Annotated in this window: 17 protein-coding genes; 12 read left to right on the top strand and 5 right to left on the bottom strand. The window is 59.6% G+C overall.

The annotated features are described in order from the left end of the window. Positions 1–74: 74 nt before the first annotated feature. Genes rsmA through ALO64_RS08715 form a run of 4 tightly spaced genes read right to left on the bottom strand, consistent with a single transcriptional unit; the run spans position 75 to position 5,950 of the window. Positions 75–881: a 16S rRNA (adenine(1518)-N(6)/adenine(1519)-N(6))-dimethyltransferase RsmA gene (gene rsmA, locus ALO64_RS08730; protein WP_044343658.1), complete on the bottom strand. Its 807-nt coding sequence runs from the start codon at positions 879–881 to the stop codon at positions 75–77. Continuing rightward, a complete protein-coding gene (pdxA, locus tag ALO64_RS08725; RefSeq protein ID WP_044343659.1) occupies positions 878–1,867 on the bottom strand; it encodes a 4-hydroxythreonine-4-phosphate dehydrogenase PdxA in 990 nt (329 codons plus the stop codon). Before pdxA ends, rsmA begins: the two co-directional genes overlap by 4 nt. Further along, positions 1,864–3,186: a peptidylprolyl isomerase gene (locus ALO64_RS08720; RefSeq protein ID WP_002551891.1), complete on the bottom strand. Its 1,323-nt coding sequence runs from the start codon at positions 3,184–3,186 to the stop codon at positions 1,864–1,866. The genes pdxA and ALO64_RS08720 overlap by 4 nt, the downstream gene beginning before the upstream one ends. Beyond that, positions 3,167–5,950, bottom strand: coding sequence for an LPS-assembly protein LptD (locus tag ALO64_RS08715; protein WP_044343660.1), 2,784 nt, complete (start codon positions 5,948–5,950; stop codon positions 3,167–3,169). Before ALO64_RS08715 ends, ALO64_RS08720 begins: the two co-directional genes overlap by 20 nt. 129 nt (positions 5,951–6,079) lie before the next feature. Here ALO64_RS08715 and ALO64_RS08710 point away from each other — a divergent pair, with 129 nt between their 5' ends. From ALO64_RS08710 to ALO64_RS08700, 3 genes are all read left to right on the top strand, one after another. Continuing rightward, positions 6,080–7,105 (top strand): aminoglycoside phosphotransferase family protein, encoded by a 1,026-nt coding sequence (locus ALO64_RS08710; RefSeq protein ID WP_044343661.1) that lies wholly within the window; start codon positions 6,080–6,082, stop codon positions 7,103–7,105. 64 nt (positions 7,106–7,169) lie between these two features. Further along, positions 7,170–7,841, top strand: coding sequence for an N-acetylmuramate alpha-1-phosphate uridylyltransferase MurU (gene murU / locus ALO64_RS08705; protein WP_005733259.1), 672 nt, complete (start codon positions 7,170–7,172; stop codon positions 7,839–7,841). Further along, positions 7,842–8,609 carry a TerB family tellurite resistance protein gene (locus ALO64_RS08700; protein ID WP_044343662.1) on the top strand — a complete coding sequence of 256 codons (768 nt, stop codon included), beginning with the start codon at positions 7,842–7,844 and terminating at the stop codon, positions 8,607–8,609. 32 nt (positions 8,610–8,641) lie between these two features. Here ALO64_RS08700 and ALO64_RS08695 read toward each other — a convergent pair whose 3' ends face one another. Continuing rightward, positions 8,642–9,628, bottom strand: coding sequence for an alpha/beta hydrolase family protein (locus ALO64_RS08695; protein ID WP_044343663.1), 987 nt, complete (start codon positions 9,626–9,628; stop codon positions 8,642–8,644). Positions 9,629–9,706: 78 nt separating this feature from the next. Between ALO64_RS08695 and ALO64_RS08690 the strand changes: the two genes are divergently transcribed. From ALO64_RS08690 to trpE, 9 genes are all read left to right on the top strand, one after another. Next, the gene (locus ALO64_RS08690; RefSeq protein WP_044343664.1) at positions 9,707–11,755 is read left to right on the top strand and encodes a sensor histidine kinase; all 2,049 of its coding nucleotides are present in this window, start codon (positions 9,707–9,709) and stop codon (positions 11,753–11,755) included. Beyond that, complete coding sequence (locus ALO64_RS08685; protein WP_044343665.1) at positions 11,752–12,381, top strand: response regulator; 630 nt, start codon at positions 11,752–11,754, stop codon at positions 12,379–12,381. Before ALO64_RS08690 ends, ALO64_RS08685 begins: the two co-directional genes overlap by 4 nt. A 335-nt stretch (positions 12,382–12,716) precedes the next feature. Next, positions 12,717–13,853: an ABC transporter ATP-binding protein gene (locus ALO64_RS08680; RefSeq protein WP_044343666.1), complete on the top strand. Its 1,137-nt coding sequence runs from the start codon at positions 12,717–12,719 to the stop codon at positions 13,851–13,853. A gap of 82 nt (positions 13,854–13,935) precedes the next feature. Beyond that, positions 13,936–14,970, top strand: a complete 1,035-nt coding sequence (locus ALO64_RS08675) for a polyamine ABC transporter substrate-binding protein (RefSeq protein ID WP_044343667.1) — start codon at positions 13,936–13,938, stop codon at positions 14,968–14,970. 77 nt (positions 14,971–15,047) lie between these two features. Continuing rightward, complete coding sequence (locus tag ALO64_RS08670; RefSeq protein WP_044343668.1) at positions 15,048–16,295, top strand: ABC transporter permease; 1,248 nt, start codon at positions 15,048–15,050, stop codon at positions 16,293–16,295. An 11-nt stretch (positions 16,296–16,306) separates the two neighbouring features. After that, complete coding sequence (locus ALO64_RS08665) at positions 16,307–17,128, top strand: ABC transporter permease (RefSeq protein WP_002551902.1); 822 nt, start codon at positions 16,307–16,309, stop codon at positions 17,126–17,128. Between the two features lie 126 nt (positions 17,129–17,254). Then, positions 17,255–17,929 carry a ribulose-phosphate 3-epimerase gene (gene rpe / locus ALO64_RS08660; RefSeq protein ID WP_005733270.1) on the top strand — a complete coding sequence of 225 codons (675 nt, stop codon included), beginning with the start codon at positions 17,255–17,257 and terminating at the stop codon, positions 17,927–17,929. Continuing rightward, positions 17,926–18,744 (top strand): phosphoglycolate phosphatase, encoded by an 819-nt coding sequence (locus ALO64_RS08655; protein WP_005733271.1) that lies wholly within the window; start codon positions 17,926–17,928, stop codon positions 18,742–18,744. The genes rpe and ALO64_RS08655 overlap by 4 nt, the downstream gene beginning before the upstream one ends. 70 nt (positions 18,745–18,814) lie before the next feature. Beyond that, positions 18,815–20,296, top strand: coding sequence for an anthranilate synthase component I (gene trpE / locus ALO64_RS08650; RefSeq protein WP_044343669.1), 1,482 nt, complete (start codon positions 18,815–18,817; stop codon positions 20,294–20,296). Positions 20,297–20,452: the final 156 nt, after the last annotated feature.

Raw genomic sequence — 20,452 nt, 5'->3', positions numbered from 1 at the left:
GCGGCAGGTAGACAAGTCTAGGACAAGTAAGCGGGAAATGACGACTGGCAGTGCCGTTTACTTGTCCTCAGGGTTCACTTTGTCACAACTTTCTCGCTGAGAGTGTCTGCCAGACGGACGAATGCAGCCAGGTCGAGTTGCTCGGGACGCAAGCTGCCGTCTACTCCGGAAGCGGTAATCTCGTCGCTGGTCAACAGCAACTTGAGCGTGTTGCGCAGGGTCTTGCGACGCTGGTTGAACGCTTCACGCACGATGCGCTCCAGCACGCGGTGATCCTTGGCAGGGTGCGGCAATGTTTCGTAAGGGACGAGACGCACAATGGCCGAGTCCACTTTCGGCGGCGGGTTGAACGCCCCCGGCCCGACGTTGAACAGATGCTCCACGCGGCAATGGTAATGGACCATGATTGACAGACGACCCCAGTCACCGCCGCCGGGACCGGCAGCCATGCGCTCGACCACCTCCTTCTGCAACATGAAGTGCATGTCGCGGATCAGGCTGGCGTTTTGCAACAGATGAAAAATCAACGGCGTCGAGATGTTGTACGGCAGGTTGCCCACGACACGCAGGCTGCGCGGTTCGGCGCCCAGGCTGTTGAAGTCGAACTTCAGTGCATCACCCTGATGCAGGTTGAAATTTGGCTTGTTGCCGAACTGGCCGGTGAGGATCGGGATCAGGTCCTTGTCCAGCTCGACCACGTCCAGCTGTGCGCCGCTGTTGAGCAGCCCTTCGGTCAGCGCGCCCTGGCCCGGTCCGATTTCCAGCAGCCGGTCTTCAGGTTTGGCACGAATGGCGCGCAGGATTTTGTCGATAACGCCTGCGTCGTGCAGGAAGTTCTGACCGAAACGCTTGCGCGCCCGGTGTTGGTATTGCTCGGTCATGAATGGGTCTCGGCCATCTGGTAGGCGGTTTGCAGTGCAACGTGCAGGCTGCCGGTATCAATGTTCGCGCTGCCAGCCAGGTCCAACGCCGTGCCGTGATCGACAGAAGTGCGGATAATCGGCAGGCCGAGCGTCACATTGACTGCTGCGCCGAAACCTTTGTATTTCAGCACGGGCAAGCCTTGATCGTGGTACATCGCCAGCACTGCGTCGCAGTGCTCCAGATATTTGGGGGTAAACAGAGTGTCGGCAGGCAGTGGGCCGCGTAAGTCCAGGCCCTCGCTGCGCAGGCGCTCCAGAGTCGGTTCGATGATGTCGATTTCTTCACGGCCCAGATGCCCGCTTTCGCCTGCATGAGGGTTGAGGCCGCAGACCAGAATACGCGGGCGGGCAATGCCGAACTTGTTCACCAGATCGGCATGCAGGATGCGTGTCACGCGCTCCAGTCGGTCTGGCGTGATGGCATCAGCCACCTCGCGCAACGGCAGGTGCGTGGTCACCAGCGCCACGCGCAGGTCGCCGGTCGCCAGCATCATCACCACCTGTTCAGTGTGGGTCAGTTCGGCAAGAAATTCGGTGTGTCCGGAAAAAGCGATGCCGCCGTCGTTGATGACGCCTTTGTGCACCGGGGCAGTAATCATGCCGCTGAACAGCCCGTCGAGACAGCCTTGGCCAGCGCGAGTCAGGGTTTGCAGTACGAATGCTGCATTGGCCTTGTTCTGCACGCCGGTTTCTACCGCGGCTGCCAGGGGCGTATCCCAGACGTACAAACTGCCGGCAGGCGCAGGCAGGTCGGGAAGCGTATCAGGGGTGACGTCAAGCAGACTGACCGCCACACCCAGTTGCGCGGCCCGCTCAAGGAGCAGGTCACGGCTGGTGATGGCGATCAGGGGGTATGGCTGAGGCTGCGTGGCGAGCAGCAGGCAAAGGTCAGGGCCTATGCCGGCCGGCTCGCCGGGTGTCAGGGCGAAACGCTTGGGTTTCACTGCGCAGCCTGGGTCGCGCCAGGGAGTTTGATTTCAACGTAGGCTTCGTCACGGATCTGACGCAGCCAGGTTTGCAGCTCTTCGTCGTACTTGCGGTTACGCAGTACGTTCAACGCCTGTTGTTCACGCGCCTGATCGGTAGCATCCGTGGAGCGGCGACCGAGAACTTCCAGAACGTGCCAGCCATAAGCGGTCTTGAACGGTTTGGACAATTCGCCTTGTGGCGTTTCGTTCATGACCTGACGGAATTCCGGAACCAGAGAGTTCGGATCAACCCAGTTCAGATCGCCGCCATTGAGTGCCGAGCCTGGATCTTCCGAAAAGCTTTTCGCCAGTTCGGCGAAGTCTTCGCCATTCTGGATGCGGTCGTAGATTTTCTCGGCAAGACGCTTGGTCTCTTCTTCGTTACGGATTTCGCTTGGTTTGATCAGGATATGACGCACATGCACTTCATCACGCATTTGTGCCTGCCCCTGGCCGCCACGTTTTTCCAGTAACTTGAGGATGATGAAACCGCCCGGCGTGCGCGCTGGAGGCGTCACGTCGCCGACAGGCATCGCGCTGAGCATGTCACCGAACGGCGGTGGCAGTTGCGCAGCCTTGCGCCAGCCCATGTCGCCGCCTTCCAGTGCGTTTTCGCTGGAGGAGGTGGTGGCTGCGAGTCGGGTGAAGTCAGCACCTTTCTTCAGCTGGTCATAAATGCCCTTGGCTTTGACCGCAGCAGCCTGGATGGCATCCGAAGAGGCGCTGTCAGGCGTTGCGATCAGAATGTTGGCCAGGTGGAACTCTTCAGACAACTGAGCCTTGCCCTGATCGGAGGCGAGGAAGTTTTTCACTTCCTGCTGGGATACCTGGATACGTTCGGCCACCCGGCGCTGACGCACACGGCTGATGATCATTTCCCGGCGCACCTGCTCGCGTGCATCGTTATAGGACAAGCCGTCATGAGCCAGCGCTGCGCGGAACTGCTCCACGCTCATGTTGTTGCGCTGGGCAATGGTGCCAATGGCCTGATTCAACTCGTCGTCTGAGACGCGAATGCCAGAGCGTTCGCCCATCTGCAACTGCAGGTTTTCCAGGATCAGACGATCCAGAACCTGTGGTTGCAGGGCTTCTGCAGGCGGTACACCAGAGCCACGCTTGGCAATGGTCTGCTGAACTTCACGTACACGCTGGTCCATCTGGCTTTTCATGATCACATCGTTGTCGACGATAGCCACGACACTGTCCAGAGGTTGAACCGCAGCATGCACTGCACCGCTCAGGAGTAACGCGCCCAGCATCAGCGGGCGCAGACAATCAGAAAGCTTGGTCTTCACGTTCACGATAACCTTGAATGCCTTTGTCGAGGAAGCTGTCTACCTTGGCGCCAGTTACACCGCCGAGCCCCTTCAACACGATTTGTAGGAATATGCCGCGGTCGCCTTTCTCGTTCTGAGGCGCTGCCTGGCTGAACTCGTCGTAGTCGATCCAATAGCGGTTGACCAGACGCATTTTCCAGCAGCAGTTGTCGTACTCGAACCCGCCGAAAGCTTCGATGGTGCGCGCACGGTTGTAGTCATACTGCCAGCGGCTGATCAGGCTCCACTGCGGCACAATTGGCCAGATGACCGAGAAATCGTGCTGCTGGATCTTGTAGTAGTCCTTCACGTAGTTGTCATCGCCCGGACGTCCGTAGTCGCCACCGCCCACGATCCAGCGGCCAGTGCTTTCGTCGTAACGAATCTGGTCGTTGCGATAGCGATAGCCGAGGTTGACGATCTTGTTCGGGTTGTCTTCAGGCTGGTAATGGAACATTGCGCTGCCCGAACGGGTGCTCTTGCTGTCCGGATCCCAGTTGAAATCGGAGTTGAAGCGCCAGTCGCGGTTGAAGCGGTATTCGTATTCCAGCGCGTAAGGCGAAACGTTGGCGCGCGCATCATCACGATCAGCGAACACTACGCCAGGCAATTGCACCTTGCGGTCTTCGAAATACAGCGCCTGGCCGATGCTGAAGCGTTGACGTTCAAAGCCGTTGTCTTCGATCCAGCGGTTGGTGATACCCAGCGACAGCTTGTTCTCGTCGCCGATGCGGTCGGAACCGGTGAAGCGGTTGTCACGGAACAGCGAGGCATAGTTGAACGTGCTTTCGCTGGTGTCGAATACCGGGATGTCGGTCTGGTCTTTCTCGGGTACATAGAGATAGAACAGGCGCGGTTCCAGGGTCTGACGGTAATCCTTGCCGAACCAGTTGGTGTTACGGTCGAAGTACAGGCCGCTGTCGACGCTGAAGATCGGCACGCTGCGGTTTACGCTGCTGTCGAACGTTCCGCCTGCGTTAGCCAGTTGAGTCTTGCCTATACCGTCCAGACTCAAGTCGTATTGGGTATAAACATACTTGAGCTTGGGTGTCAGGAAACCGTAGGTCCAGTTCATCGGCAGGCTGACGGATGGCGCCAGGTTCAGGCGATCACCGTTTGCCCGGTCAAGACCAGTAACGTTGGTGTCCAGACGGTTTTCAAAGTTGCCGTCTTCGTCAACAAATACGCCATTACGCAGGTCGCGGTCGAAACGAACGGCTTCGGTCTGGTAATCGAACTTCAACCCGCCAGGGCTGTACGGCAACGTACCGTTGACCATCAATTGAGGCAGGCGGTTATAAGGCGTGATGTTCGCAACCGTCGCCAGTTTGTAGGCCTGAGCGTTGAAAACTGCCGAGTAGCTGTCGCCACGGTAGGTCAAAGAGCCCTGCTGGTTGAGGAAGTCCGTCCTTTTAACGCCGATCTGATCGGTTTCCAGATCCTGGAAGTAATACGGGTCGCTGATGTCGGTGTAATCAACCTGGGTCAGCCAGCGCGTATCAAGCCCGCCCTTGTGCTGCCAGTTGATCATCCAGCGAGTCTTGTCGTAGTCCGACTGCAGCTTGCGGTCGTCGTTCTCGTCGTTCAGGTACGCGCCGCCAAACTGGCCTTCGCTGCCTTTGGTCAGGTAGCGGAACTCGCCTTCCATCAGCAGGCCGCGGTCGGCCATGTAACGCGGGTACAACGTGGCGTCGTAGTTCGGTGCCAGGTTGAAGTAGTACGGAGTAACGAGTGTGAAACCGTTATCGCCGCCTGCCGCAATGGTCGGCGGCAGGAAGCCGGACTGGCGACGGTCGTCGATCGGGAAGTAGATATACGGCGTGTACAGAACCGGTATGTCCTTGACCCGCAGGGTAACGTTGGTCGCTGTACCAAAGCCGGTGGCCGGGTTCAGCGTGATGTTGTTGCCCTTGAGCGTCCAAGCGTTGCTGTTCGGCTCACACGAGGTGTAGGTACCGTCCTTGAGCCGGATGATCGCGTTCTCTGCACGCTTGGCGTACAGGGCGTTACCGCGAATGTTCGACTTGTGCAGGACGTATTCGGCATTGTCGACACGGGCTTCGCCGGTATCGAGTTGCAACTCGGCCTTGTCACCGACGATCAGCGCGCCGTTGTCGCGCAGACGGACATCGCCGTTCAGCTCGCCACGGTTTTCGGCCTGATGCAGTGCTGCCTCTTGGGCCTGTACCTGCATGCTGCCCTGGCGCAACACGACATCACCTGCCAGCGTCGCGACCTGCGCTTCCTGTTCGTAACGCGAAGCCTTGGCACCCACGAACATAGGCGCGTCTTTCATCGGCGTCTTGTCGTCCATGCCAGGGCGGATTGGCTCGACGTAAGCACCCGAGCAATACGGGCCGGTTTCGGCCAGTTGTGCTGCGGTGAGCTTTTCACGAGGAACCCAATCAAGGTGGCTGTAGTCAGCACTACGCGACCTCAGACCTTTGCCCTTGGCTTCGGTAACCAGTTGCGTACCCGCAACCTGCTCACCCGAAGAGGTGCTTTGCGAGGTGACTGTGCCGTTGGAACTGACCGACGTCGTGTCATGCACGGGGCGCGGAGGCAGGTCCACTGCAGCAGCATTGGATTTCGGCGCACAGTTCCAGGCACCCGAAGCAGAGACTGAGCAGTCATACTGTTCCGCGGCGACCACGAACTGAGTGGCCAGAGGTTGCATCGCCAGCAGACTGCCGGTTACGAGCAACGGAAATTTTTTACGAAACGCGGGGGATTTCAATGCCATCTTATTAGTCCGGGCTTCCTGCGCGCCATCTGCCCGCGGGGGGGCCGCACGCCTCTCGATGGGCTGAAAAAGATTCCGGATAATAAAGCATGACCCGCTTGACGGCTAGCGCCGTCGGAGACCCTTGTAATGTCAGATCAAGATATACGCCTGCAATCCCTGAAAGTTTGGCTCGATGAGCAGTTGCCAGCGCTGTTTGCGACGCAAAATTGGGGTGCTGTACCCCCGGCTACATTGACTGCGGCCAGTAGTGACGCAAGTTTTCGTCGTTATTTTCGCTGGGAGGGCGCTGGCCGAACTTTTATTGTGATGGATGCGCCACCACCGCAGGAAAACTGCAAACCGTTTGTGGATATCGCCCATTTACTGAAAAAGTCGGGCATTAATGTTCCGGAAATTTATGCCGAAGACCTGACGCAAGGCTTTTTGCTGCTCAATGATCTTGGCCGTCAGACCTATCTGGATGTGATCGACGCTGACAATGCCGATGCCTTGTTCGCCGATGCAATCCAGGCGCTGCTGGCCTATCAGCAATTGCCGATGGACGCGCCGCTGCCCAGCTATGACGTCGCGTTGCTGCGCCGTGAACTGGAGCTTTTCCCCGAGTGGTACGTAAAGCGCCACCTGGGTATCGAGATGGACGAGGCGCAACTGAGCGATTGGCGGCAGGCCAGCGAGTTGTTGATCAACAGCGCTCTGGCGCAGCCCAAAGTGCTGGTGCATCGCGACTACATGCCGCGAAACCTGATGATCAGCGAGCCCAATCCAGGTGTGCTGGATTTTCAGGACGCTGTCTACGGCCCGGTCACCTATGACGTGACTTGTCTGTTCAAGGACGCGTTCCTGAGCTGGCCACAAGAACGCGTCAGCGACTGGCTCAGAATCTACTGGGATCAGGCGCGTGCCGTTGGTATCCCGGTGCAGGAAGATTTTGCCGCCTTTGAGCGCGCCAGTGATCTGATGGGTGTTCAGCGCCATTTGAAGGTGATCGGTATTTTTGCCCGCATCTGCCACCGCGATGGAAAACCGCGTTATCTGCAAGACGTCCCGCGCTTTTTCGCTTATATAGAGGCAGTTTTGTCGCGTCGCCCCGAGCTGGCTCAACTCGGGCAGTTGCTCACCAGTCTGCAGCAACCGGTAGAGACCGCTGTCTGATACGCCAGCGACGGCCTGAAAATGGCTATTTTGAAAGAAACCTGATTGTGTTGAAGAGGACTGCATGAAAGCCATGATTCTCGCCGCCGGTAAAGGCGAGCGAATGCGCCCGTTGACCCTGCACATGCCCAAACCGTTGGTGCGTGCCGGGGGGATGCCGTTGATCGAGTACCACCTGAACGCCTTGCGCGCAGCCGGGTTTCACCAGCTGGTCATCAACCATGCCTGGCTGGGGCAGCAGATCGAGGATTATCTGGGCGACGGTCAGCGTTTCGACCTGAGCATCCGTTATTCTCCCGAAGGCCAGCCGCTGGAAACAGGCGGCGGGATTCATCGGGCCTTGCCATTGCTGGGCGTTGAGCCGTTTGTGGTGATCAATGGGGATATCTGGACGGACTATGACTTCAGCGCTTTGCGCGTGCCGCTAGCCGGTCTCGCGCATCTGGTGCTGGTCGATAACCCGGCACATCACCCCACTGGCGATTTCTCGTTGGTCGACGGTCAGGTACGCGATGACGATTCGGCAGGTCAGCGGCTCACCTACAGCGGTATCGCTATCCTGCATCCACAGTTGTTTGCCAACTGTGAGCCCGGTGCGTTCAAGCTTGCGCCGTTGTTGCGTGAGGCCATGCATCAAGGCCTGGTAACTGGAGAGCACCACAGAGGGCGGTGGGTCGATGTCGGCACGCACGAGCGTCTGGCTGAAGTCGAGCAGTTGCTTGCGGAGACCCGCTGAATGCTTTGGCCTGGCACATTGATCGGCGCGGGTGTCGGCTATGCAATTGCCAGCATCCCGGGCGCAATGCTGGGTGCTCTATTGGGGCAGGCGCTGGACCGGCGCCTGAAGCTGCAGAGCTGGGCGCACCTGCGCGAGCGTCTGGGAGGGCGGGCGGCGATACCCGCCGATGGGCTGCTGTTTGTGTTGCTGGGCCGTCTGGCCAAGAGTGACGGACGTGTCCTGGCCAGTCATATTAATCAGGCCCGTACCGAAATGCGCCGTCTGAACCTGAACGAGGCGGATCAGTTGCGTGCCATCAACGCCTTCAAACGCGGTCGTGACGGTGCCGACGGCCTGCGCAGTTATTTGCGCGGTCTGCACGGGCAGCCGGACACCGCCGAGGAGTTGTTGTGTGCCTGCTGGCGCATGGCCTGGGCGGATGGCAAGGCTTCCTGGGTCGAGCGTGAGTTGATCGGGGTATGGGGCATGTGGCTGGGTTGGACAGGCCCACAAGTCGAAGCGCTGGCTGCCGATCACGACCCGATGAAGCGTTCGCCGGTCAGTAGTGGTGATGACTACAAAAGCGCGATGACGCTTCTGGGAATAAAACCGGACACCGATCCTTTAAGCATCAAGCGCGCCTACCGTCGGCTGCTCAGTCGGCATCATCCTGACAAGGTTGCCGGTTCGGGTGCCAACCCTCAGCAAGTGCGGGTGGCTACCGACAAGACCAGCCAGCTGCATAACGCCTATCGGGTGGTAAAGGCCCGACGCGGGTTCAACTGAGCCTGCTGTGCGTCGGGCGCTCGGGGTGAAGCTTATTTTTCTTCCTTGGCGTCTATCCAGCCACGAACCCTGCGGAACAGTTGTTCTTGCTCGGTATCTTCATTGCCCACGATATTGATCAGACCAATCTGCGTGAAACCGGGGCCTTTGGCGCGTTTGCTGGCCTGCAGACGTGCTTTGGCGGCCTGGTCCGGCGAGTTTTTGTAGATGAAGTCGGCGGTCTTTATTTTCAGCTGAGGCACCATGTCCAGCAGCGAAGGCGCAGCGTTGGCCGGCTCGCGCGCAGCAAGCATCACCAGCTTTTGCACGGCAGGCGATGTGCGTTCATTGAGGAATCTGGCTGCCCAATAGGCACCGCTGCTATGGCCGATCAATACGATGCTGCGAGCCTTGTTCTGCTGCGCAAAGCTGATCGCGCTTTCGATCCGCGCGAAGATGCGCTCGGCCTGAGCCTTGTTGAGTTCCTCGTCGGCAGCTGCCTTTGCGGTTGCTGCGGCAGCCAGAGCCTCGGCTTCAGCTGCCGGGTCTTGCGCTTTCGCACTGGCGTCCTTGGGGGATTCCTTGGGTTTGGCAGCGTTCGCGTCGGTCGGGGCGGCGTCGGGCTCGCGTGGCACCAGGCTGTTGTCCACCGCATCCGGCAGGGTGATGCTCAGGCTTGACCAGCCGACATCCGGAAACTTCCTTCGCAACGGGCCGACGGCATCCGGCCAGTCCGGTGACTCGGCGTCGCCAGGCACAATGATCAACGCGCCTTGGGGGGCGTCACTGTTTGCGGGCTTCCAGAGGGCGAGAAAGCTTTCGTCACCCGCCTGAAGCTGCTGCTGATCCTCGCGAGGCAATTGACGCTCCAGCGCTATCGCGTCTTCCTGTGAGCGGCTGAGCAGCGGTGCCCGTTCTACCGGCGCTTCGGCAGCAGCGTCTTTCGCCGGGGCCGGGTCGGCTGCGAGTACAGGCAGTGCGCAAGGCAGGACCAATGACAGAAACAATGCAGGAAACGTTGCGCGAAAGGTGTAGGACATCGGATATTCCAAGCCAGAAACTATCCCGGCAGCCTAATGGGTTGATCGGCTTTTGTCAGGCCTGAGCCTGCGCGGCATATGGCCGTCATACGAACACACGAGAGCGACACATTGATGATTGGTCTTCTGCGCACCGGTTTTATCGGCTGCCTGGCTTTGCTCTTGATGATTCAGATGGCCATTACGCAGGCTGACGAGCCACAAATGCCTGCGTCTGCGCAGTTGAGTTCAGCACAGCGTAGCTGGCTCGACCAGCACGGTCCGCTGCGGGTGGGTCTGGTGTTGCGTGCGCCTTATGCTCAGTTCGATCAGCGTTTGCAGCAGTTGTCCGGAGCCAATGTTGACCTGATGAATGCGCTGGCTTCGACGCTGCCGGTCGAGTTGCTGTGGCGAAACTTTCCTGATCAGGCGGCGCTTGAGAAGGCCCTGGCCAATGGTGAAGTCGATGTTGCGCCTGGCTTGATGCAGACCCCGGCGGGCCTGCGTCTGTGGTTGTTTTCCGATCCGTATCTGCGTGTTTCGCAACTGTTGATCGGCGAACGCGATGGCAGCACTACCGTGGACCTCGAGAAACTCGACAGCCTTTCGCGGGTTGCTGTACGCATGCCAGGCCCTGCCGCCGATTACCTGCGCAGCAACTTTCCGCACCTGAACCTGCAAGGCGTGCCGCTGGAGCGTCAGGCGCTGCAATTGCTGCTCAGTCAGCAGGCACGCTATGCCGTGGTGGACGAAGCGCAGCTCAGCCGCCTGCTCCGCGAGCCGGAATTTGCCGGGCTGGCGGTAGTGGGGGATATCGGGCTGCCGCAATTGTTGCGCGTGGCTTCGCGCCGTGACATGCCGGAGCTGGCCGCCATCGTCAGCGAAGCGTTGCGCGCGATTCCTGCCAAAGAGCTTGAGCAGCTGCACGCGCGCTGGATGCCGCTCACCCCATCGCATTTCATCGAGTCGACCAAGCTCTGGAAAAACCTGTGCATTCTGCTGCTGGTGATGCTGCTGGCCTGTTTTGCGATCGTGGTCTGGCAGCGTCGCCAGCAGCAGGCGCAGGAGCAGGAGTTGCTGCGCGCGCGTGAAGAGCTTGCCCGTCGCGTTGAAGGTGAGGAGGCGCTGCGTCTGGCGCAATTCTCCATCGACCAGAGCACCGTCGGCATCCTTTGGGTCAATTGGGACAGTCGTGTGCGTTACGCCAACCGGGCGGCGGAATCCATGCTCGGCTACGCGCCGGGACAGGTGGTCGAGCGCCCGCTGATTGATTTCGAGCCCGGTCTGCATATGGACCGCTGGCTCAACCTGTGGAAGAACGCGCGCTCTCTTGAAGACAGCCCGCAGGTGTTCGAGACCCATTGTCTGCGTGCTGATGGCAGCCTTCTGCCTACCGACGTTTCGTTGAGCTTCCTGCGCTTTCGTGAGGCGGAATACCTGGTGGTGTTTCTCAGTGATGCCAGCGAACGACGCCGTGCGCATGATCAGCTACGTGAATTGTCAGCCCACCTGGAAAGCGTGCGTGAAGAAGAGAAGGCGCGTATTGCTCGCGAGGTGCATGACGAGCTGGGGCAGATGCTGACGGTGCTGAAGCTGGAAACGTCGATGTGCGAGCTGGCCTATGCTGATCTGGATCCCGGCCTTGGTGAGCGACTGGACAGCATGAAGCGTCTTATCGCTCAACTGTTTCAACTGGTGCGTGATGTTGCCACGGCATTGCGGCCACCGATTCTCGACGCGGGCATTGCGTCGGCCATCGAGTGGCAGGCACGCCGTTTCGAGGCGCGCACGCAAATCCCTTGTCTGGTGCAGGTGCCGGACAACCTGCCAGTGCTTAGCGATGCGAGAGCCACAGGCATGTTCCGGATTCTTCAGGAAGCGCTGACCAACGTTATGCGCCACGCCCAGGCGCACACGGTGGAAATCAGCCTGACGTTGCAGGATGGCGTGATGTGCATGACCATCGCCGATGACGGGCAGGGGTTTTTCGTCGAGTCGGGCAGGGTGGTTTCATTCGGTCTGGTCGGGATGCGCGAGCGGGTGCTGATGCTCGGCGGCAGACTGGAGCTGGACAGCGAGGCCGGTGAGGGCACAACCTTGCGCGCCTACATCCCGTTGGACCCCGTCGCACAGGAGCGAAGCCAGTGATTCGTGTTTTGGTAGCCGAAGACCACACCATCGTGCGTGAAGGGATCAAGCAACTGATTGGTCTGGCCAGAGACCTGCAAGTGGTCGGTGAGGCCAGCAACGGCGAGCAGTTGCTCGAAACCTTGCGTCATGTGACTTGCGAAGTGGTTTTGCTGGATATCTCCATGCCCGGCGTCAATGGTCTTGAGGCGATTCCGAGGATTCGCGCACTGGCCAGTCCGCCCGCCATTCTGGTGCTGTCGATGCACAATGAAGCGCAGATGGCGGCACGTGCGCTGAAAGTCGGCGCCGCAGGTTATGCCACCAAGGACAGCGACCCGGCGCTGCTGCTGACGGCAATTCGTCGGGTAGCGGCAGGCGGGCGCTATATCGACCCGGACCTCGCCGACCGCATGGTCTTTGAAGTGGGCCTGACCGATAGCCGGCCTTTGCACTCATTGTTGTCGGAGCGCGAGTTCTCGGTGTTCGAGCGCCTGGCGCAGGGTGCCAACGTCAACGACATAGCTCAGCAACTGGCACTGAGCAGCAAGACCATCAGCACCCACAAGGCGCGGCTGATGCAGAAAATGAAACTCAACTCACTGGCCGATCTCGTCAAATACGCGATGGAGCACAAACTGCTCTGAGTCTGAAAACGACACCCGACACCCGCGGCCCTTTGCGACGCAGAGCGTCGAGAACTGCATTCCCACGCGGAGCGTGCGGAACGATAGGCGTCCTTGAGAACGCTATTGTTCTCATGCTCTGCGTGGGCATGCCGTTCAGGACGCTCTGCGTCCTCTTGCGATGCCGCGCGTCGAGAAGGGGAGGAACCGACATATCCAATCGCGCCATCTCTGTAGGGCAATCCCTACCCCTGGCCTTCCAGCCAGCCTAGGCGATTCTCTCCCGGCCCCCGATTTGCCGGGGCTTCGGGCTGCTCTAGGCTTGAGCCCACGCAGACAAAACAAAGGTGTGGGTAATGAGCGACGTCGATACAAGCGCTGGAGCAAATGATGTTCTGGTCAGCTTTCGTGGTGTGCAGAAGAGCTACGACGGCGAAGCACTGATCGTCAAAGACCTCAACCTGGACATTCGCAAGGGCGAGTTCCTGACCCTGCTCGGTCCGTCCGGCTCGGGCAAGACCACCAGCCTGATGATGCTGGCCGGTTTCGAGACCCCGACGGCTGGTGAAATCCTCCTCGGTGGCCGCGCCATCAACAACGTGCCGCCGCACAAACGCGACATCGGCATGGTGTTTCAGAACTACGCCTTGTTTCCACACATGACGGTGGCCGAGAACCTGGCGTTCCCGTTGTCGGTGCGTGGCATGAGCAAGACCGACGTCGGCGAGAAGGTCAAAAAGGCACTGGGCATGGTCCAGCTGGACACGTTTGCGCATCGCTACCCGGCGCAGTTGTCCGGTGGCCAGCAGCAACGCGTGGCGCTGGCACGCGCGCTGGTGTTCGAACCCCAGCTGGTGCTGATGGATGAGCCGCTCGGTGCTCTCGACAAGCAGCTGCGCGAACACATGCAGATGGAGATCAAGCACCTGCACCTGCACCTGCACCAGCGCCTGGGCGTGACCGTGGTCTATGTGACCCACGACCAGGGCGAAGCCCTGACCATGTCCGACCGGGTAGCCGTCTTCCATCAGGGCGAGATCCAGCAGATCGCACCGCCCCGCAGCCTGTACGAAGAGCCGAAGAACACCTTCGTGGCCAACTTCATCGGCGAGAACAACCGCCTCAATGGACGTCTGGTCAGCCAGGACGGCGACCGCTGTGTGGTCGAGCTCGAGCGTGGCGAGAAAGTCCACGCACTGGCGATCAACGTCGGTCAGCCTGGCGGTCCGGTGACCCTGTCGATCCGTCCCGAGCGCATTAACCTCAATGGTCGCAGCGAGAGCTGTGCCAACCGGTTTTCCGGTCGTGTGGCCGAGTTCATCTATCTGGGCGACCACGTTCGCGTGCGCCTGGAAGTGGCAAGCAAGAACGACTTCTTCGTCAAACAGCCGATTGCTGAACTGGACCCGACGCTCAGCGTGGGCGATGTCGTGCCGATCGGCTGGCAAGTCGAGCACGTCCGCGCGCTCGACCCCTTGCAGCAAGTGCATTGATCTACCGATAAAAGCAATAACAGAGGCGACCTGATCGCCCATCCCAATCGCTTACCAACACTGCTCGTGGAGAAAAGAACCTATGTTGAAGTCTTTGAAGTTCACCGCCATCACGTTGGGCCTCATGTGCGCCGCGCAGGCCATGGCAGCCACCGACCTGACCGTCATCTCTTTTGGCGGTGCCAACAAGGCCGCTCAGGAAAAGGCGTTCTACGCGCCGTGGGAAAAGGCCGGTAACGGCAAGATCATCGCCGGTGAATACAACGGTGAAATGGCCAAGGTCAAAACCATGGTCGACACCAAGAGCGTTTCCTGGGACCTGGTAGAAGTCGAATCGCCGGAACTGGCCCGTGGTTGCGATGAGGACATGTTTGAGGAGCTGGACCCGAAACAACTGGGCAATGCCGCTGATTTCGTGCCTGGTGCCATCACCACCTGCGGTGCCGGTTTCTTCGTCTGGTCCACCGTGCTGGCCTACAACGCCGACAAGGTCGCCACAGCTCCAAACGGCTGGGCCGATTTCTGGGACACCAAGAAATTCCCAGGCAAGCGCGGTCTGCGTAAAGGTGCCAAGTACACCCTGGAATTCGCCCTGATGGCTGACGGCGTTGCGCCGAAAGACGTTTATAAAGTGCTGGCCAGCAAAGACGGCCAGGACCGCGCGTTCAAGAAACTCGATGAACTCAAGCCAAACATTCAGTGGTGGGAAGCAGGCGCACAGCCGCCGCAGTACCTCGCTTCCGGTGACGTGGTGATGAGCTCGGCCTACAACGGCCGGATCGCTGCTGTGCAGAAGGAAAGCAACCTCAAGGTCGTGTGGACCGGCGGCGTATATGACTTCGATGCCTGGGCCATCCCGAAGGGCTCGAAAAACGCCGATGCCGCGAAGAAGTTCATCGCCTACATGCTGAGCCCCGAGCAGCAGAAGACCTATTCGCAGAATATCGCCTACGGCCCGGCCAATACCCAGGCGGTCAAGCTGCTGGACAAGGAAACCTTGCAGAACATGCCGACCACGCCTGAGACCATCAAGGATCAGGTGCAGATGGACGTAGCGTTCTGGACCGACAACGGCGAATCCCTTGAGCAGCGTTTCACTGCCTGGGCTGCCAAGTAATCAGGCTGCATCACGTCAGATCCGGGCGCTCTCTGCTGTAGGGAGCGCCCTCTCGTTGAAAGATTCCGGAGTTCGCTATGGCCATCGTCGTGCCCCTGACTGAAGGCACCAGCCCTAACTTGAAGCAACGTCTCGCTCGCGCCGAGCGGGTCAACCGCTGGAAGGCTCAGGCATTGATCGCTCCGCTGGTGATTTTCCTGTTGTTAGTGTTTCTGGTGCCGATTGCTGCGCTGCTCTATAAGAGTGTCGGCAACCCGGAAGTCGTGACTGCACTGCCGACCACAGTGGTCGAAGTGCAAAAGTGGGATGGAAAAGGGCTGCCGCCCGAGTCGGTCTACAAGGCAATGAGCCTGGACCTGGCCGAAACACGCAAGAATTCCACGCTGGGCGATCTGTCCAAGCGTTTGAACATGGAACTGGCCGGTTATCGCAGCCTGCTGAGCAAGACCGCTCGCGCGTTGCCGTTCAAGACTGAACCGGCCTCTTATAAAGAAGCGCTCGAAGCGCTGGACGAGCGCTGGGGTGACCCGGCCTATTGGCAGGCGGTACGCCGCAATACCAGCAGCATTACCCCGTATTACCTGCTGGCGGCGGTAGACCATCGTATCGACGACCTTGGGGAAGTCGCGCCTGCGACCCCGGATCAGGCGATCTATCTGGATATCTTCGCCCGTACCTTCTGGATGGGCCTGGTGATTACCGCGATCTGTCTGGTACTGGCTTATCCGCTGGCCTACCTGCTGGCCAGCCTGCCCGCCCGGCAGAGCAACCTGCTGATGATTCTGGTGCTGCTGCCGTTCTGGACCTCGATTCTGGTGCGCGTGGCTGCCTGGATCGTGTTGTTGCAGTCCAGCGGTCTGATCAACAGTGCGCTGCTGGCGATGGGCATCATCGACAAGCCGCTGGAGCTGGTCTTCAACCGCGTCGGCGTGTACATCTCGATGGTCCACATCATGCTGCCGTTCATGATCCTGCCGATCTACAGCGTGATGAAGAACATCTCCCCGACCTACATGCGTGCCGCCATTTCACTTGGCTGCCATCCGTTCACCAGTTTCTGGCGCGTGTACTTCCCACAGACCTACGCCGGGATTGGTGCAGGCTGTCTGCTGGTGTTCATTCTGTCGATCGGCTACTACATCACCCCGGCCTTGCTGGGCAGTCCGAACGACCAGATGGTCAGTTACTTCGTCGCCTTCTATACCAACACCAGCATCAACTGGGGCATGGCCACCGCGCTCGGCGGGTTACTGCTGTTGGCGACCATCGTGCTGTACCTGATTTATAGCTGGCTGGTCGGCGCCAGCCGCCTGCGTCTGAGCTGAGGAGTGTCACCATGTTGAACCCCTACACATCGCCGATCGAACGCATCTGGTATTACGCCTTGCGCATCATCTGTGCGCTGGTGCTGCTCTTTCTCGTGTTACCGGTGCTGGTCATCGTGCCGTTGTCGTTCAATTCAGGCAGCTTTCTGGTCTATCCGCTGCAAGGGTTCTCGTTGCAGTGGTATCAGGACTTCTTCAACTCCGCCGAGTGGATGCGCGCACTGAAGAACAGCATGATCGTTGCCCCGGCCGCTACGTTGTTGGCGATGGGCTTCGGCACGCTGGCGGCGATCGGCCTGACCCGTGGCAACTTTCCCGGCAAGGCGCTGGTCATGGCGCTGGTGATTTCGCCGATGGTGGTGCCAGTGGTTATCGTCGGTGTCGCCAGTTACCTGTTTTTCGCGCCACTGGGCCTGGGCAATAGCTACACCTCGCTGATTCTGGTCCACGCGGTACTGGGCGTGCCGTTCGTGATCATTACCGTGTCGGCCACTTTGCAGGGTTTCAACCACAATCTGGTACGCGCTGCCGCCAGCCTCGGTGCCTCGCCACTGACCGCCTTCCGGCGCGTGACCCTGCCACTGATTGCGCCGGGGGTGATTTCCGGCGCGCTGTTCGCCTTCGCGACCTCGTTCGACGAAGTGGTGGTGACGCTGTTCCTCGCCGGGCCGGAGCAGGCGACCTTGCCTCGGCAGATGTTCAGCGGCATTCGCGAAAACCTCAGCCCGACCATCGCTGCCGCCGCGACCTTGCTGATCGGCTTCTCCGTGCTGTTGCTGCTGGTACTGGAGTGGTTACGCGGGCGCAGTGAAAAACTCCGAACGGCTCAATAACCGGGCGCCGCAAGTTTCAAGCTGCCAGCCAAGGCGAATCCATTGGCGTGCAGCTTGAGGCTTACCGCTCCAGGCGAAGCTTGGCGTACAATCCGCGCACCGTGATTCTGCTCAAACAGGTGCGTCATGCAGCCCTTCGTTATTGCCCCATCGATTCTTTCCGCTGACTTCGCCCGTCTGGGTGAGGAAGTCGACAACGTGCTGTCCAGCGGCGCCGACTTCGTTCACTTCGACGTGATGGACAATCATTACGTCCCGAACCTGACCATTGGTCCGATGGTGTGCAGCGCGTTGCGCAAATATGGCGTTACTGCACCGATCGATGTGCATTTGATGGTCAGCCCGGTGGATCGCATCATCGGTGATTTCATCGAGGCCGGTGCCACCTACATTACCTTTCACCCGGAAGCGACCCAGCACATTGATCGTTCGTTGCAACTGATCCGTGAAGGCGGCTGCAAGGCGGGGCTGGTGTTCAACCCGGCAACTCCGCTGAACCTGCTGGAGTACGTGATGGATAAGGTCGACATGATCCTGCTCATGAGCGTCAACCCGGGTTTCGGCGGGCAGAAGTTCATTCCCGGCACGCTCAACAAGCTGCGTGAAGCGCGGGCTTTGATCGATGCGTCGGGCCGTGACATCCGTCTGGAAATCGACGGTGGCGTAAACGTCAACAACATCCGTGAGATCGCAGCGGCAGGTGCTGATACCTTCGTTGCCGGTTCGGCCATTTTCAACGCACCGGACTACCGGGAAGTGATCGAGAAAATGCGTGCAGAACTGGCAGCATCCCGCGCATGAGCGGCTTTGAGCAGCTGTTTGCAGGCAAGTTGCCCAAGCTGATCATGTTCGACCTGGACGGGACCCTGGTGGACTCGGTCCCTGATCTGGCAGTAGCGGTGGATACCATGCTGGCTGAACTTGGCCGGCCAATAGCCGGGCTTGAGTCGGTCCGCGCCTGGGTCGGCAATGGCGCACCGGTGCTGGTACGCCGCGCGCTGGCCAACCACCTCGACCACAGTGGCGTCGATGATGAACTGGCTGAGCAGGGTCTGGAGATCTTCATGCGTGCCTACGCCCAGAAGCACGAGTTCACCGTGGTCTACCCCGGCGTGCGTGAAACCCTGAAATGGCTGCAGAAGATGGGCGTCGAAATGGCCCTCATCACCAACAAACCGGAGCGCTTCGTTGCGCCGCTGCTGGATGAGATGAAACTGGGGCGTTTCTTTCGCTGGATCATCGGTGGCGACACCATGCCGCAGAAAAAACCTGACCCTGCCGCGCTGTTTTTTGTAATGAAAATGGCGGGTGTGCCTGCCTCGCAAGCGCTGTTCGTTGGCGATTCGCGCAGTGATGTACAGGCTGCCAAGGCGGCCGGTGTGGCCTGCGTCGCGTTGAGTTATGGCTACAACCATGGGCGGCCGATTGCCGAGGAAAACCCGGCGATGGTCATCGATGATCTGCGCAGGCTGATTCCCGGTTGCCTGGACATGGACGCTGAGATACTGTTGCCCGACATCAAACGTCCCTCCTCAAGAGAATCCATCGTGGTGGTCACTCGCAAACTCTGGATGAAAGTCATCAAGGCCCTGGCCCGCTGGCGTTGGCGCGCCTGACTTGACCCTGGCCGGCCTGCCGGCACGTTTGCCTGACTGACCGTTTTGTCCTCAAACCACGAGGTTGCTCATGAACCGTGAAGAATTTCTGCGTTTGGCCGCCGAAGGCTACAACCGCATCCCGCTTGCCCGCGAAACCCTGGCCGACTTCGATACGCCGCTGTCGATCTACCTCAAGCTTGCCGATCAGCCCAACTCCTACTTGCTGGAGTCGGTTCAGGGCGGCGAGAAGTGGGGGCGTTATTCGATCATCGGCCTGCCATGCCGCACCGTGATGCGCGTTCATGGCCATCACGTCAGCGTGACCCACGATGGTGTCGAGATCGAAAGCCTGGATGTCGAAGACCCGCTGGACTTCGTCGAGACCTTCAAGGCGCGCTACAACGTACCGACGATTGCCGGGCTGCCACGCTTCAACGGCGGGCTGGTGGGCTACTTTGGCTACGACTGTGTGCGCTATGTCGAGAAGCGTCTGGCCAACTGCCCGAACCCTGACCCGCTGGGCGTGCCGGATATCCTGTTGATGGTGTCTGACGCGGTCGTGGTGTTCGACAACCTGGCGGGCAAGATGCACGCCATCGTGCTGGTCGATCCGGCGCAGCAGGATGCCTACGCACGTGGCGTCGCGCAGCTCGATGAACTGATGCACAAGCTGCGTCAGCCGATCACTCCGCGTCGCGGTCTGGACCTGGACCGGCCTCCGGCTGCCGACCCGGTGTTTCGCTCCAGCTTTACTCAGGGCGATTACGAGGCTGCGGTCGACACGATCAAGCAGTACATCCTCGCGGGTGACGTCATGCAGGTTGTGCCGTCACAGCGTATGTCCATCGATTTCAGCGCCGCGCCCATCGATCTGTATCGGGCGCTGCGCTGCTTCAACCCGACGCCTTACATGTATTTCTTCAACTTCGGCGACTTCCATGTCGTCGGTAGTTCGCCGGAAGTGCTGGTGCGGGTCGAGGACAACCTGATTACGGTGCGTCCAATCGCCGGTACTCGCCCTCGCGGTGCCACCGAAGAGGCCGATCTTGCGCTGGAAGAAGACCTGCTGTCCGATCACAAGGAAATCGCCGAGCACCTGATGCTCATCGATCTGGGCCGTAATGATGTTGGGCGGGTGTCCGAGATCGGTACGGTCAAACTGACCGAGAAGATGGTTATCGAGCGTTATTCCAACGTGATGCACATTGTTTCCAACGTCACCGGTCAATTGAAAAACGGGCTGACGGCAATGGACGCACTGCGGGCGATTCTGCCGGCTGGCACCTTGTCCGGTGCGCCGAAAATTCGCGCCATGGAAATCATCGATGAGCTGGAGCCGGTCAAGCGCGGCGTCTATGGCGGCGCGGTGGGGTATATGGCCTGGAATGGCAACATGGACACGGCTATCGCGATTCGTACTGCGGTTATCAAGAACGGCGAACTGCATGTACAGGCCGGTGGCGGCATTGTTGCCGACTCCGTGCCAGTGCTGGAATGGGAAGAAACCCTGAACAAACGCCGCGCCATGTTCCGCGCCGTGGCCCTGGCCTCGCAGACTGCCGAGGGTTGAGCAGGCTTGCTGCTCTGGTAATGAACGGTAGTTAGAGAGCTATCGTTCCTCACGCTCCAGCGTGGGAATGCCGTGGGTGACGCTCCGCGTCACAGATTTGCACCGCGCCGCAGTTCTCAGGAGAGGACGCGGAGCGTCCAGAACGGCATGCGACGC

The organism is Pseudomonas meliae, from assembly GCF_001400515.1.
In the GTDB taxonomy this organism is placed as follows: domain Bacteria; phylum Pseudomonadota; class Gammaproteobacteria; order Pseudomonadales; family Pseudomonadaceae; genus Aquipseudomonas; species Aquipseudomonas amygdali.
The sequence above is the reverse complement of the archived record's forward strand: the minus strand, read 5'-3'. Positions and strand labels throughout refer to the sequence as shown.